At 69.6% G+C, this 13,941-nt stretch carries 15 protein-coding genes; 8 read left to right on the top strand and 7 right to left on the bottom strand.

The annotated features are described in order from the left end of the window. Positions 1 to 95: 95 nt before the first annotated feature. Together AEQ27_RS13290 and AEQ27_RS13285 are read right to left on the bottom strand one after the other, a co-directional pair. Entirely contained in the window at positions 96 to 716 is a 621-nt protein-coding gene (locus AEQ27_RS13290) for a hypothetical protein (protein ID WP_082383537.1), read from the bottom strand. A gap of 276 nt (positions 717 to 992) precedes the next feature. Continuing rightward, positions 993 to 2,561, bottom strand: a complete 1,569-nt coding sequence (locus AEQ27_RS13285) for a cryptochrome/photolyase family protein (RefSeq protein ID WP_054147093.1) — start codon at positions 2,559 to 2,561, stop codon at positions 993 to 995. Positions 2,562 to 2,714: 153 nt separating this feature from the next. Between AEQ27_RS13285 and AEQ27_RS13280 the strand changes: the two genes are divergently transcribed. Together AEQ27_RS13280 and AEQ27_RS18560 are read left to right on the top strand one after the other, a co-directional pair. Continuing rightward, positions 2,715 to 3,197 (top strand): Asp23/Gls24 family envelope stress response protein, encoded by a 483-nt coding sequence (locus AEQ27_RS13280; protein ID WP_082383535.1) that lies wholly within the window; start codon positions 2,715 to 2,717, stop codon positions 3,195 to 3,197. A 130-nt stretch (positions 3,198 to 3,327) separates the two neighbouring features. Continuing rightward, positions 3,328 to 3,453 (top strand): hypothetical protein, encoded by a 126-nt coding sequence (locus AEQ27_RS18560; RefSeq protein WP_255349713.1) that lies wholly within the window; start codon positions 3,328 to 3,330, stop codon positions 3,451 to 3,453. 91 nt (positions 3,454 to 3,544) lie between these two features. On the opposite strand, the gene AEQ27_RS13275 is transcribed toward AEQ27_RS18560, so the two are convergent. Together AEQ27_RS13275 and AEQ27_RS16760 are read right to left on the bottom strand one after the other, a co-directional pair. Continuing rightward, entirely contained in the window at positions 3,545 to 4,843 is a 1,299-nt protein-coding gene (locus AEQ27_RS13275; RefSeq protein WP_054147092.1) for an MFS transporter, read from the bottom strand. A 313-nt stretch (positions 4,844 to 5,156) separates the two neighbouring features. Next, entirely contained in the window at positions 5,157 to 5,837 is a 681-nt protein-coding gene (locus tag AEQ27_RS16760) for a DUF805 domain-containing protein (RefSeq protein WP_054147091.1), read from the bottom strand. Between the two features lie 118 nt (positions 5,838 to 5,955). On the opposite strand from AEQ27_RS16760, the gene AEQ27_RS17425 reads away from it, so the two are divergent. Together AEQ27_RS17425 and AEQ27_RS13260 are read left to right on the top strand one after the other, a co-directional pair. Then, positions 5,956 to 6,345, top strand: coding sequence for a DUF2256 and DUF3253 domain-containing protein (locus tag AEQ27_RS17425; RefSeq protein ID WP_054147090.1), 390 nt, complete (start codon positions 5,956 to 5,958; stop codon positions 6,343 to 6,345). Then, positions 6,342 to 7,781, top strand: coding sequence for an MFS transporter (locus AEQ27_RS13260; RefSeq protein ID WP_054147089.1), 1,440 nt, complete (start codon positions 6,342 to 6,344; stop codon positions 7,779 to 7,781). Before AEQ27_RS17425 ends, AEQ27_RS13260 begins: the two co-directional genes overlap by 4 nt. Positions 7,782 to 7,808: 27 nt before the next feature. Here the strand turns inward: AEQ27_RS13260 and AEQ27_RS13255 are convergent, their stop codons facing one another. Further along, complete coding sequence (locus AEQ27_RS13255) at positions 7,809 to 8,354, bottom strand: MOSC domain-containing protein (protein ID WP_054147088.1); 546 nt, start codon at positions 8,352 to 8,354, stop codon at positions 7,809 to 7,811. Between the two features lie 240 nt (positions 8,355 to 8,594). On the opposite strand from AEQ27_RS13255, the gene AEQ27_RS16755 reads away from it, so the two are divergent. From AEQ27_RS16755 to AEQ27_RS16745, 3 genes are read left to right on the top strand one after another with little or no spacing between them, the layout of a single operon-like run. Continuing rightward, the gene (locus tag AEQ27_RS16755; RefSeq protein WP_082383533.1) at positions 8,595 to 9,710 is read left to right on the top strand and encodes a hypothetical protein; all 1,116 of its coding nucleotides are present in this window, start codon (positions 8,595 to 8,597) and stop codon (positions 9,708 to 9,710) included. After that, complete coding sequence (locus AEQ27_RS16750) at positions 9,710 to 10,852, top strand: non-canonical purine NTP pyrophosphatase (RefSeq protein ID WP_082383532.1); 1,143 nt, start codon at positions 9,710 to 9,712, stop codon at positions 10,850 to 10,852. Before AEQ27_RS16755 ends, AEQ27_RS16750 begins: the two co-directional genes overlap by 1 nt. Next, a complete protein-coding gene (locus AEQ27_RS16745) occupies positions 10,849 to 11,445 on the top strand; it encodes a hypothetical protein (RefSeq protein ID WP_082383531.1) in 597 nt (198 codons plus the stop codon). The genes AEQ27_RS16750 and AEQ27_RS16745 overlap by 4 nt, the downstream gene beginning before the upstream one ends. 48 nt (positions 11,446 to 11,493) lie before the next feature. On the opposite strand, the gene AEQ27_RS13250 is transcribed toward AEQ27_RS16745, so the two are convergent. Further along, positions 11,494 to 12,012 carry a DinB family protein gene (locus AEQ27_RS13250; RefSeq protein ID WP_054147087.1) on the bottom strand — a complete coding sequence of 173 codons (519 nt, stop codon included), beginning with the start codon at positions 12,010 to 12,012 and terminating at the stop codon, positions 11,494 to 11,496. A gap of 261 nt (positions 12,013 to 12,273) precedes the next feature. Here AEQ27_RS13250 and AEQ27_RS13245 point away from each other — a divergent pair, with 261 nt between their 5' ends. Then, entirely contained in the window at positions 12,274 to 13,248 is a 975-nt protein-coding gene (locus AEQ27_RS13245; protein WP_054147086.1) for a hypothetical protein, read from the top strand. A gap of 18 nt (positions 13,249 to 13,266) precedes the next feature. Here AEQ27_RS13245 and AEQ27_RS13240 read toward each other — a convergent pair whose 3' ends face one another. After that, entirely contained in the window at positions 13,267 to 13,896 is a 630-nt protein-coding gene (locus AEQ27_RS13240; RefSeq protein ID WP_054147085.1) for an NTP transferase domain-containing protein, read from the bottom strand. Positions 13,897 to 13,941: the final 45 nt, after the last annotated feature.

Below are 13,941 nucleotides of genomic sequence, written 5' to 3'. Positions count from 1 at the left end.
GCGGGCGAGGACGTTTCGGGACCACTCGACCGACGCATCGAGGCGGACGAGGAGGCGCGGGCGCGTCACCAGGACGACGCCCGCCCCGGCGCGGCTCAGTCGAAGAGGCCGTAGGCGGCGTCGAGGGTCTCGTCGGTGCTGAGCGGGGCGGAGTCGCCCGCACCCGTCGCCGTGACGGCGATCAGTCCGTGCGGCGAGAGGATGGTGCTGGCCGAGGCCGTGATGCCCTGCTGCGTCACCGACTGCGAGAACGCCTGGCCGCCGAACGCCCCGACGCGCGAGTCGTCGACGGTCTCGACGCCCTCGGTGCCCTCGATCTGCGAGGTCTGGGCGCTGATGTCGTCGGCGCTGAACTCCTGGCGCTGGGCGAGCACGACGATGGCCGTCACGTCGGCGGCGTCGGTGGCCTCGGTGGTCGGGGTCGCCCACTGGCAGTTCGCCTGGTCGCCCGAGAACGTGCTGTCGTCGCGCAGCTCGAGGCCGCCCCCGGCGCCGCGGAGCGCCGGGCCGGCGTCGTCGCAGCTGGCGAGGTCGTCGAAGGTGCCCCCGCGGGACGCGGGCGCCCCCGGGCCGCTCGAGCCGGTCGACGACCCGTCGGATCCGGCGTCGTCGCCGCCACCCGCGCCTCCTGAGGTGCAGCCAGCGAGCAGCAGGCCGAGGGCGAGCACGCCCGTGGTGGTGGCCGTCACGGCCGTTCTGCGCATGGTCGTGGTCATCGGGAGCTCCCTCGTGATCTGCCACGGGCTCGCTGCGCCCGGTGCTGTCGTCACCCTAACGAGGAGCGCCTCCGGGGACCCCGACGGGGCCGACTCGACCGCCGTCGCCCCCACCACCGCCAGCGCCACCGCCGCCACCGTCACCGCCACCGCCACACCGCCGATGTGCCGTCGAACCACAGATGTGCGTGGTTCGACGGCACAGGGGTGGTTCCACTCCGACCGGTGCTCGCGAGGGGAGGCGATGGCCCGGCCCCGACGCCGACGCGCCGCCGCTCACCAGGTCGTGCGGGTGCGCTCCTGCTCGACGACGGCCTCACGGTCGGAGAGCCCTCGCAGACCGGCGAACTGCTGGCCCATCCGCGGGTTGCCCGCGAGCACCGGCTCGACGCGGTCGAGGAACGCCCAATACCCGGCGGTCACCGGGCAGGCGTCCTCGCCGAGCCGCTTCTTCGGGTCGAACCGGCACGAGCCGCAGTGGTCGGTCATGCGGTTGATGTACGCGCCACCCGACGCGTACGGCTTGGTCGCGACGATGCCCCCGTCGGCGTGCTGCGACATGCCCACGACGTTCGCGGGCATCACCCAGGGCGTGCCGTCGACGTACATGTCGACGAACCACTGGTTGAGGGCGGCCGGGTCGACCCCGCGCTGCAGGGCCCAGTTGCCGAGGATCATCAGCCGCTGGATGTGGTGGTTCCAGCCGTGCCGTCGCAGACCGTCGAGCGTGTCGCCGAGGCACTCGGCCTCGACCGCCTCGACGTCGAGCCCGGCGAACACCTCGGGCAGGGGCTGCGTCGCCCCGAGCGCGTTGCTCGTCGTCGCGAAGTCCTCGCCGAGGTGCCAGTAGAGGTGCCAGACCCAGTCGCGCCAGCCGACGATCTGCCGGGTGAAGCCCTCGACGCTGCGCAGGGGGGCGTCGCCGGCCTGGTACGACGCGACGGCGGCCTCGACGACCTCACGCGGGTCGAGCAACCCGAGGTTCATGGGGGCGCTGAGCAGCGAGTGCGCCATCGTCCAGTCGCCCGACAGGGTGGCGTCCTCGAACGGGCCGAAGTCGGGCAGCCGCACCTCGACGAAGTCCGCGAGTGCGGCCGTCGCCTCGGCCCGGGTCGCGGCGAACCGTCGGGGCGCGTCGTCGCCGACGAGCCGGACGACCCCCTCGCGCTCCCAGCGCTCGAGGTCGGCCCGCACCTCGGCGTCGATGTCGTCCTCGGCGGGCCACTCCGGCGGCGGCAGGCCGGGCGTCGCGGCACCCTTCGGCGGCTTCTCGCGGTTGTCGTGGTCGTAGTTCCACTGGCCTCCGACGGGCTGCGGACCCTCCATCAGCAGGCCGGTGCGCTGGCGCACGGCCCGGTACCAGTCCTCCATCAGGAGGCGCGGTGCCGGTCGACCGCCGGACACGCCGGGCGGTCGACCGGCGCCTCCTCGGCGGGGGTCGTCGGCGTCCGCCGCGGCGCCGCCGGACCGACCCGAGCCGCGACCGCCCTGGCGGCCGGCGGCCCACCCGGCGCACTCGGCCGCGCTCGGGACGAGGCCGCGGCGCGGCAGCGCCTCGGCGCCGGCCGACCGCACGGGGCGGCGGGCTCGGTGCGAGGTGGGGTCGACGACCTGCAGGTCGTCCCGCCCCTCGAGGGCCTCGGAGTAGTGCTCTACCTGCCGGAAGTCGACGCGGCCGCCCGGTTCGGCCGCCCGGTGCCGGATCGCCGACAGGATCAACTGCAGCTTGGCGCGGTGCAGGGTGCGACCCTGCCACGACGAACGGCTCTCGATCAGCAGCATCGGGTCGCCGTCGTCGAAGTGCGGGCCGAGCTGGTCGAGGAAGATCCACCGGGTGCGCTGCATGCCCCGACAGTAGACGCGGGCACTCAGGGGGTTGCCAGCATGTTCACCGTGACGAACGGGACGGGCACGGCGTCTCATTGACGTGCAGCCCGGGTCACGGCCCGCTCGCACGACGACCACCGCACGACTCCCCCAGCCGAAAGAGGACCCGAGATGTCGAACACCGCCACTCCCACCCCCGCCACCACGAGCTCGCGCGTCGACGGCGTCGCCCGCGTCGACGGTGCGTCCACCGTGTCGTCCGACGCCGCGGGCACCACGCAGATCGCCGACGGCGTCGTCGCCAAGGTCGCGGGCATCGCTGCCCGCCAGGTGCCCGGCGTCCACTCGATCGGTGGCGGTGCCTCGCGTGCCGTGGGTGCGCTGCGCAACGCCGTCGGCCAGCAGGACCACGGCCAGGGCGTCAAGGTCGAGGTCGGCGAGACCCAGGCCGCGGCGGACCTCAGCATCGTCGTCGACTACCCGCTGTCGGTGCAGAAGGTCGCGGACGACGTCCGCCAGGCCGTCGCCGACGCCATCACCCAGCTGGTCGGGCTCGAGGTCGTCGAGATCAACATCGAGGTCAGCGACATCTTCATCGCCGGCCAGGACGACGACGACAAGGGCGACAAAGCCGACGCGCAGCGGGTTCGGTAGACAGCGAGTTCACTAGGACGTGCGGCGGTCGTCCCGACACGATCGTCCCCCGCAGCACCGCGGGCCGCACCCCACCGAGCCGACCGGCTCGATCGCACGACCCGTGCACCACAGCCCCAGGAGGCACCCCATGGCATCACTGCTCCGACGCTTCGCCCCGCTCATCGTGGGCTTCGTCATCAAGAAGATCATGAACAAGCGCGGCGGCGGCAACGGCCAGGCCGGCGGCTACCAGCAGCCCGGTCGGCGCCGCTGACCCACCGCACGCCCCGCAGCGCTCAGGACGCAGGAGGCGCGACTCACGCGAGTCGCGCCTCCTGCGTCTTTCGTCGTCCCGGCTCCAGGGCTCAGGCGACGCGGCGGGCCGAGCGGCGCGCGAGCAGACGGTCGCTCGCGAGCACCGCGACCAGCACCACTGCGGCGACCACGATGTAGAGCACGGGCAGCGAGTCGAGCCCCGACCCGTCGAGCACGAGCGCGCCGATCAGCGCACCTCCGCCGATGCCGGCGTTGAAGCCGGTCGTGTAGAACGCGCTCGCCAGGTCGCGCATCCGCTCGGGGGCGACCTGCAGCATGCGCGTCTGGAACAGCGGCGGCAGCGCCCCGAACGTCACGCCCCACAGCACGAACGCCACGAGCGACGGCACGAGCATGCCCTCGAACAGCAACATGCCGGTCACGGCGAGCCCGACCACGGCCACGCCGATCGGGATGCTCACCCGCGGCCGCGCCCCGAGGAACCAGCCGACCATGCCGAGCCCCACGGCCCCGGCGATGCCGAACGCGAAGAGCCAGCCGGCGAGGCCCTGCGCGGGCACCCCGGTCGACCGCACGAGGTACGGCGTGATGTAGGTGAAGAACGAGTAGTGACCGATCATGAACACCGCCGTGATGACGCAGCTCAGCACGACACCGAGCACGCTCGGCTTCGGCAGCGACCGACGACGACGAACCGCGGCACCCGTAGGAGGCGCGGTGCCGTCGACCAGCGTCGGGACCGCGTCGGTCACGGGGTCGGGGGTCGGCTCGTGCGCCGTCCCCGGTCCCACCGGCGGCAGGAACTTGTAGACGAAGACCGCCCCGAGCGCCATGAGCCCGGCGAGGATGCCGAACGCCTCCCGCCAGCCGAGGGCCTGACCGAGCGCCGTGCCGAGCGGGACGCCCAGCACGAACGCGAGGGTGCCGCCGCTCATCGCCACGGCGAGCGCCCGGCCGACCTCGGCCCGAGGCACGAGGTGCCCGGCGTAGGCCCCGCCGATGGCCCAGAACATGCCGTGGGCGAGACCGCCGAGCACGCGGCTCGCGAGCACGAGCTCGTAGGTCGGCGCGACGGCCGTGAGTCCGGCGCTGATCGCGAGGACGACGATCAGGCCGACGACGATCAGGTGCCGGGGCAGGCGTCGGGTGAGATGGGTCAGTCCGGTGCTCGTGAGGACGACCGTGAAGGCGAAGACGCTGACGAGCAGGCCGATGCTCGACTCGGTGACGCCGAGGTCGGCGCTCATCTCGGGCAGGAGGCCGGTCGGCAGCATCTCGCCCGAGATCGAGAGGAACGTGGCGACGGCGATGGCGATCAGGCCGGCCCACGGGAAACGGGCGGACGGGGTGGACGTGGGCGCCGTGGGGCGCGGGGGTGCGAGTGTCATGGAACCTGGGGTGGTCGGCGGGCGCCGTTCTCTCGACCCGATGGCGGCCACGGGCCGGCTGATCGTGACGATCTGTCGGCGGCACGGCCCTCGCGACTCGTGCCGCTGGTGACCGTGGGTGGCTCGGGGAGGATGGTGATCCCGACTGCGCGCTGTCGTGCACGCCCGGGGCCGGGAGTACCGCCCGACCGAGGTCGAGTGTACCCGCTGCCGTCCGGCCTGGCCAGGGGCCCGGTGTGCGGCGGCGCACCGCGTTCCGTGCACCGCACCTCGAGTGATCGCGGTGCGGTGCACGGGACGCGGTGCGCTGGTGTCAGGAGGCGCGGGGTGGGTCGGGGTCGGGGTCGCGGTCGCGGTCGCGGTCACGCTCGCGCTCGCGCTCGCGCTCGAGGAAGCGGGCGCTCGGCGGCTGTGTCTCGCGGGCGAGCAGGAACACGACGACGATCTGGAGGAACGGGATCAGCGCCCCGAGCCAGAACCAGCCCCACCCCCAGGCCCGGGCGCCGTGCAGGCGCCGGATGGTCAACGTCGCCATGGGCACGAAGGTCATCAGGCACCACAGCCCCCAGACCAGGGCGACCCAGGTCATGCCTCCCCACGCCGGGCCCGCGGGCCCGAACGGTCCGATCGAGAACTGCCCGACCTCGAGGGAGGCACCCTGGCTCAGACTGGCGCCCGGGCCCGCACCGGCCGGGCGACCGAGGACGACGACCGGCCAGGGCGCGAACAACGACGAGCCGTAGGCCCCGACCGACCACGAGACCACGCTCGCCCCGCGCACGAGCGACCCGACGCCGACGTTGACCACGAGCCCGAGCACGGTCTGGAAGAGCCAGATCCACCAGAACTCGGCGCGGCCAGCCCGGGCGTGCACCACGTACGCGTTGCCGACGAACCGGCGCACCGCCTGCATCGGCGTGGCCCCGGGCAGCGGCAGCCGGTCGACCTCGAACCACGAAACCCGGGTGCTGCCTGCCGTCGTGACCCCGCTCATCCGTACGACGCTACGCGGACCGGGCCCGCGCCTCCATCCCCCGGGCGGCCGAGATCGTGCGGACGGGAACCGAGCGTCCCCGGGAACGCTCACCGCGCCTCCCGCGTTGACTGTCAGCATGAGCGCCGCGACCCCCGACCCGAAGACCTGCCGATCGTGCGGACGCACCATCGAGTGGCGCAAGAAGTGGGCGTCGAACTGGGACGAGGTCGCGTACTGCAGCGATGCCTGCCGCAAGCGCAAGGTGACGGCGCAGGATCGGGAACTCGAGCAGCGCATCCGCGACCTGCTGGCGGCCCGGGCGGCGACCTCCACCATCTGCCCGTCGGACGTCGCGCGCTCGCTGCACCCCGACGACGAGGACGCCTGGCGCGGCCTCATGGAGCCCGTGCGCCGTGCGGCCCGACGCCTGGTCGCCGCGGGCGAGGTCGACATCACGCAGGGCGGGTCGGTGGTCGATCCGTCGACGGCGAAGGGTCCGATCCGCATCCGCCGCCACCGGTCGTGAGCCGGGCGCCGCAGGCCCGGGAACACCAGGGCCGCGCCTCGCGCGTCGCCCGCACCTCGCACGACGCCCGCCCGTTCGGGCCGCGCTTCGTCGTGCCCCTGCTCTTCGGGCCGCTGCTGAACCCGATCAACACGACGATGATCGCCGTGGCCCTCGCCCCGATCTCGACCGACCTCGACATCGGTGCCGACCAGGCGATCTGGCTCGTCGCCGCGCTCTACCTGGCCAGTGCCATCGGCCAGCCCACCATGGGCAAGCTCGCCGACCGCGTCGGACCGAAGAAGGTGTTCGTCAGCGGCATGGTGATCGTCATGCTCGCCGGCGTGCTGCCCGAGCTGCTGCCGTCGTTCGGCGGCGCGGTCGCGGCCCGGGTGCTGATCGGCATCGGCACCTCGGCCGCCTACCCCGCGGCGATGACGGCGATCCGCAACCAGTCGGACCGCTTCGGCGTCGCGACGCCCCCACTCGTGCTGGGTGGCCTCTCGATCTCGTCGCTCGCGTCGGCGGCGGCCGGCCCGGCCCTCGCCGGCGCACTCATCGGCCTGTTCGGCTGGCACTCGATCTTCCTCGTGAACGTGCCGCTCGCCGGCGTCGGGCTCGTGCTCTCGCTGCTGTGGATGCCGAGCGACTCCCTGCGTCCGCCCCGCGACGGCCCGGCCACCCGGCTCTCGTTCGCCCGTGCCGTCGACCTGCCGGGTCTCGCCCTCTTCGCCGTGACGATCGCCGCGCTGCTGGTCTTCCTGCTCGACCTGCGGCAGGGCTGGTGGTGGCTGCTCGCCGTGGCCGTCGCCGCCCTGGCCGGCCTGATCGCCTGGGAGCTGCGTGCCGTCGCCCCGTTCATCGACGTCCGCGTGCTCGCCCGCAACGGACCGCTCACCCGCACCTACCTGCGACTCTTCCTCGTCTACGGCATCGCCTACACGGTGACCTACGGCTTCTCGCAGTGGGTGCAGCAGGTCGGGGGCATCGGCAGCGCGCAGGCCGGACTCATCCAGCTGCCCGGTGCGATCGTGGCGGGGGTCGTGTCGTTCGCCTTCGCCCGGCGGTCGGGCGTGCGGCTGCCGTTGATCGTGGCGGCGACCGTCCCGATCGCGGGAGGCGCGCTGCTGCTGGCCACCGCCTCCGGGTCGCCCGTCTGGTTGCTGGTGCTCGTGCCGGCCCTGTTCGGCCTCCCGCAGGGCCTCGCCTCGGTCTCGAACCAGGCCGCGCTCTACCGCCAGGTGCCGTCCTCGATGATCGGCACGGCCGCCGGGCTCTCGCGCACCGCGATCTACGTCGGGGCGATCGGCGCGTCCAGCCTGATCGGCGGCGTCTACGGGGACGCACCCACCACGGTCGGGCTGCACACGCTCGCCGGCGTCGTGATCGGGCTCGCGGTCGTGGCGACGGCATTGACCGTGTTCGACCGGTCGCTGCGGACTCCGACCCGGGGCTGAACGCGTCGCGGTGTCGTCGGGAGGCGGTCAGACGGGTTGCAGGGCGGACCAGGGCTCGGCGGGCAGGTCGACGCCGACGGGGTCGCCGGGGCGCACCTCTCCCCCGGCGAGCACCACGCCCATGACCCCCGCCTTGCGGACGAGCTCGCCGGCCTCGTCGCGCCCGACCACGGCCTTCAGCAGGCCGGACTCGAAGCGGTCGATCTGCAGGCACGGGTTGCGGAGTCCGGTGATCTCGACCCGCGCCTCCTGACCGAGGGTGAGCACCGTGCCGACGGGCAGGCCGAGCAGGTCGACCCCGTGGGTGGTGACGTTCTCGCCGAGGTCGCCGGGCCCGACGTCGTAGCCGACGGAGGCCAGCTCGGCGAAGAGCTCGGCGTGCATCAGGTGCACCTGCCGCAGGTTCGGCTGGCTCGGGTCGCGGGCGACGCGGGAGCGGTGCTGCACCGTGCGCCCGAGGTGGGCGTCGCCCTCCACGCCGAGCCCGGCGAGCAGGGTGACCCGCTCGACGGGCGGCTTGCTGAACCGGTGGGCGTCGTCGACGTTGACCGAGAGGACGGAGGCGCGGGTCATGTCGCCATCGTGGCCCGGCCGTGAGCGCATGTCGAGTCCCGACACACGACTTTCGTGGGTGGCGTATCAGGGGGGCGGAAGCTTCTGACTGACGATTTTGTGTGCGATCGCGCTGGCCTTGCTTTTCGCTCGCACTCACTCTCAAGACAGTCCTACTGACGGCGTTAGTTCGCCTCTGCCCTGTCAACCTCCCGCCCAGCATAGGAATGGCCATAGGTTCGTCTGTAACCGGGAGGAATCATGCTCAGCAAAACCGAGGTCGAACAAGCGATCAGACGGGGTGAAATCCGTTTGACCTACACGAGCGGACTAGAGAATATCTCTGAGACCGAATACATGACGAACGGCGTGGACCCGGGCCAGGTCGACTCACTTGCGGGAAAGGCATTTGGACAGAATTTCTCGGGCAACCGTCTTTCACTAACCCTGGGTCCACTCGTTTACTCGCATAATTACAAGCGCAAGTGGGGACGCAAAAAGTACAAGGACACCCCGCGGGTATTTGACTTGCGGTCATCAAAAAATACTGTGATCGTGCAGCCAGGCGAGAGCATGACGGTCAACACGGCTGAGGAAGTCGAGTTCGATAAGCACATTGGCGGGCTGACTTTTCCACGTCTCACGCATGCGACCGCAGGTTTAGTCTTGAGCGCCTCCTATATCGACCCACTCTGGTCGGGGCTTCTTGTTCTCGAATTAGCTAACCTCAGCGACAGCCCTATCGAGCTTAGAATTGGCGAAAAAATCGGGGCACTGCACTTCTACCGGGTTGATAACACCTCATTATCGCAAAATGATAAGGATGTTTTTCAGAGCAAGAGCCACCACTTTGGCCTCACTTGGCAGGGAATCCTCCGAGACGGCCGCGAACCATTTCCATTCAAAAAGCGGCCATCGCCGGCAAACACCCTGCGGCAGGTTAGAACTTGGGCTACGGCACACTTACCAACCATAATTACAGGTGGGTTCGTGCTGGCCCTGTTCACAGGTACGTTCTGGCTCGGCCAAACATCCCAAGATGTCGCTGAAGCTCTGCGAGCATCTGAGACGGTTCCTTCTCTAGAGGCGAGAGTCGAAAAGGTCGAGAAATCCCAGCCGCTGGCCGGAACAATTACCGTTGTGATTCCCGCAGGGCAAACAACGGCTACGGCGAATCAAGAGCTTGAGACAGGAAATCGTAAGTCAACGATTCTCACGAGCCTCAATCAGGGCTATGCCGACGTCGAAGCCCGGGCGAACGTCAGCTCTGGCACCGAGCCAAGTAGGACTAAGATATCCGTTCAACTTACGGTGCCGGAAGCTTCACTGCTAGACAGGCCAGTGCCAGTCAACTTCGTTATAACAGGGGACAATTGATGCCTGGTTATCAAATGCGCCTAGTACCGACGGGGAACTTACACCACCGAGAGGGCACCTGGACGGACTCGGAATTCTTAAGTTTGCGCTCGAGCACCCTGTCGATACTGGTCTATCAGGAGCAGCAGGTCGGCCAAGTTCTGGCTATAGAGGCACCGAGTGGAGACGCGTTTTCCTTATACGGAACATATGTTAGTTTTTCAGACCGCGCATTGCAGTTCTTATCTGACGGTCAGGCTAGCAGCGAAATGCAAGACCTTCTCCTCGAGCGCTTCAACGGTCCAATCCTTGCTCGAGTGGCCTCCAGCGCCCCCCACGTAGCCAACATTCTGGAGGTGCATGGCTTCCGCTGGTGCGAGTCCAGTGAGGACTATCGGTATCGCATCCTTGAATTGGCTCAACCCGTTAACGCTGGTCTTCAAATGAGCGGGTCCTCATTTGCTGTCAACCCAGACTTCCCAACTATTCACCTGGCAACCGGAAGCGCTGTAAAGAAAAGTCAATATGCACATCTCTTCCGACGTTGGGGCCTTAACACGCAAATTTCAAACTTATCTCGCTGGGCCTATGAGCCCCAGGTTGATGGGGACGGCACAGACGAGGAACGGGCTCTTGTCGAGGCACCCCTTCGTCACATCGCAAAGTTATCAGCGCGTGCTAACAGTTTTCCCATCGTCGTCGAAGACACAATGCTTTTTATCGAACATTTTAACCGGGACTACTTGCGACCCCTGCTGCCCGGACCGGACACGAAGAGGTGGTGGGGTGCCCTAGGATCTGACGGACTGCTTGACTTGATGCGGGGATCTAAGCGGCGTCGAGCTCGCTTTGTGGCGCAGCTGGGGATCAGCTATGAGAGCGGCTCTTATCAAACCTTCAGAGCAGAAGTTGACGGTTTCATTAGTGAACAGTCGCGCGACTCTGAAGCCCAACAGCGGAATTTCCCATTTTCCAACCCGTTCAATTTCCACAACATTTTTGTTCCTATAGGATCTGAACTGGCTTACTCAGAAATGGACCCGGGAACATTTCGACGCCACGATTATCGCACGGCTTGCGTTGACAAAGCGGCTCCCTCGATACGAGCAAGAGTCCTGGGTAACAGGCCCACGCAGGTTGCCTTCGACTGGGACGAACTATGATCCTCATCATTTCCGGCCCAACTGCGGTCGGCAAAAGTCACCTGTGCGCGCACATCGAGCAGCTGGGCGTGCCCTTTATAACTCCCTATACGACTCGGGACATGCGGCCGGGCGAACGTAATGGCAGGGACTACCACTTCGTTACCAAAGTTGAGTTCCAAGCCATGGTTACGAGCCGACAAATTGGCAACTGGGACTACGCCATGAGCAACTACTACGGAACTAGTCGAGCAGAACTCATAGCCGCTATCGGGTCGGATGAATTGTACGTCGTTCACTGTCTAGCTCGAATGGCCGTGCGGATACTTCATCAATGGCCTCAGCGTGTGTGGTCTGTATCGCTGATGCCAGAGTCGAAGGACATGCTCCTCACCAGGCTGGCAACGCGCGACATGACAGGAAGCGAGAGACTGCAGCGAGAGTTGCACATCAAAGAAGAGTCTGAGCATGCCGTTATGTTTGATCAAGTTATACCAACAACGAGCGACAACTCCGCCCAAGCTCTGCTCAGCCAGATCGTGGAGGCCGTACTTCGAAGTAGTTCGAAGGCTCCTGCGTGGTCCCAGGCAGTCACCCGTCTTCAGCTTCCTTAGCTGGTTTTACCTTGGCCCAGGCAGCTGAGGGGAGGACAGCGCCTGGCATCAGCGGCGGACGTCGTGCAGGTGGTGCACGGGGTCGTGCACGAAGTAGCGGGCGAGCGAGTCGACCGTGAAGGCCGAGCCGTCGCTGCGCAGGCCGGTGCGACCGAGCTGGTCGTCGGGCACCGACTCGAACGCGTCGGCCACGACGGCGGCGGCGGCCGCGAGCTCGTCGGCCACCACCGCGGGCTGCTGGGCGGCGTAGTCGTCGTCGAGCGCCGTGGCGTCCTGGTCCCAGTTCGCGAAGGTCGGCGCGTCCTCGGCCAGCATGAGCCGGAGGCGCGTGTCGAAGACCCGGAACACGTCGCGGACGTGCGCCGCGTACTCGAGCGGCGACCAGGTGTCGTCGTCCGGCCGGGTGCGGGCGTCGGGCCGGGCGAGCTCGGCGAGCCAGGCGGCGGCGTTCTCCCGGACGAGGCGCGGCACGTCGCGGAACGCGACCTCGGCGGGGTCGAAGCCGCAGTCGGCGCAGGGGCGTTCGAGCACCCAGGTCCAGTTCTTCGTGTCGGGAGTGATCGGCATGGGACCGACGCTAGGACGCACGGCCCGGCACGCACCATCGAGATCCTGCCGACGTCGGTGCCCCCGGCGCCAACCGCGACCACGCGATGAACCCGGTCTCGAACCCTGCACCCAGTTGCTACCGGGTGCGCGGTTCGAAACCGGGTTCATGGCGGGGCGGGGGCGTGCTCGCAGGACGGCGGCTCGTGCCGGGGCCGTCGCACGACCGACATCCGCCTCCGGGATGACGTCTGCCCCGCGACCCGCCGCTAGCGTCGACCCATGACGAACACTCGGCAGGAGGGCCGGCTCGCGGGGGCGGCGGCGAGCCTCGGGCGGCGGGTCGACCGCCGTGAGGTGGCCTGGGTGATCGGCACCACCGCGGCCCTGTTCGTCGTCGGCGGGGCACTCTTCACCGTGACGGCCTCGGCCGGCCGCGTGGTGGCGTCGTTGCTCGAGCTGCCGGCCGCGCTCGCGCAGACCACGCTCGTGCCGTTCGTGGTGTGGTCCGTCCTCGTCGTGGTCGTCGCGTGGCGGTGGTCCGACGTCCCCGCGTCACGCCGGGCCTGGCTCTCCGTCGCCGCGGCGGCCGTGGCCCGGGCTGGCGTCGAGCTCACCGTCGGGTCGGGCGTCACGTCGGGCCTGCGGGCGGGGTTCTCCCTCTACACGCTGCCCACCGTGGTCTTCGTCAGCCTGCCGTTCGTCGCGACCGTCGGCCTGGCCTCCTTCGTCGTGCTCGCCGCGCGCTCGGGCCGTGGCAGCCGCGACGGGTCGTCCGACGCCGGAGCACGTCTGGCCGAGCACGCGTCCGTCCACGCAGCACCTCCGGCCGACCGCGCGCCCGCCGACGCACCCGCGGCCCGGGCGTCCCGACACCTCGTGCACCGCGTCGCCGTGATCGTCGAGGCGCTCGCCCTCGCGGCGGGCATCGTGCTCACGCTCTCGCTGGCCGGGCAGTGGTTCTCCGCCGAGTTCAGCCTCGTCGGTTCCCCCGTGACCGTCAGCGAGGAAGCCGCGCAGAGCTGGCTGACGACCCTCGTCGCCTGCCTGGCATGCCTGGTCGTGGCGCTGTTCGCCGCGATCACCGCCGGGCACCGAGGCGTCGTCGTGGCGACCGTCGTCGTCGCCGGGCTGGTCGTGATCGGTGCCGTCGGCGCACCCGTCCCCGGCGACCGGTGGGAGCCCACCACGCCGCGCCAGGAGCCCCTGCCCGCGAACTACACGCCGTGTTACAGCGGCAGCGGGAAGTGCAACTGACCCCCGGGTGCAGCCAGGTCAGGCGGGCGCGTCGACGTCGCGGCCGTCCCAGAGGTCGGAGCAGTCGACCGGCTCGGCGGCGTGAGCCCGCAGGTAGGGGCCCGCCCCGCGATCCCCGGTGAGGGACGCCGCGAGTGCCGACCAGTGGGAGCGACCGACCACGACGGGGTGACCCGGGCGTCCGTGGAAGACCGACTGCCGCAGCGCACCCGGGCCCAGCGGCACGTCGGCGGCCGGGGGCGACAGCAACCGCGCGACGGCGGGCGACGGCAGACCCGGGTAGTCGACCAGCGTGATCACGGCCAGCCGCGCCTCCTCGGGGTCCCCCGCGGAGAGCGCCTCCAGCCCGGCCCGCAGGGACGCCGCGAGGCCGTCGGCCCAGTCGTCCGCGACGACGACCGACACCCTCGCCCGACCGTCGACCCCGAGGAGGCGCGGGTCGGCGGCCAGCAGCGCTCGCGCCTCGGTCGCGCCCGCACCGAGCACGACGACGACGCGGTCACAGCCCCCGTCGAGCAGCGTCCCCACGGCCCGGGTCAGCCCGGGCCCGTGCTCGTCGACCACGAGCGCCTTGGGGCGGCCCATGCGCGTCCCGGCACCGGCCGCGAGGAGGAGGCCGACGGACGTCGAGGAGTCGTCACCGGGCATGAGGTCAGGCTAGCCAGCCCCCGAGAGCACGTCGTCCGCGTCGAC

The sequence above is a fragment of the Frigoribacterium sp. RIT-PI-h genome (genome assembly GCF_001297205.1).
GTDB lineage: Bacteria > Actinomycetota > Actinomycetes > Actinomycetales > Microbacteriaceae > Frigoribacterium.
This window is presented reverse-complemented; position numbering and strand designations above follow the sequence as displayed.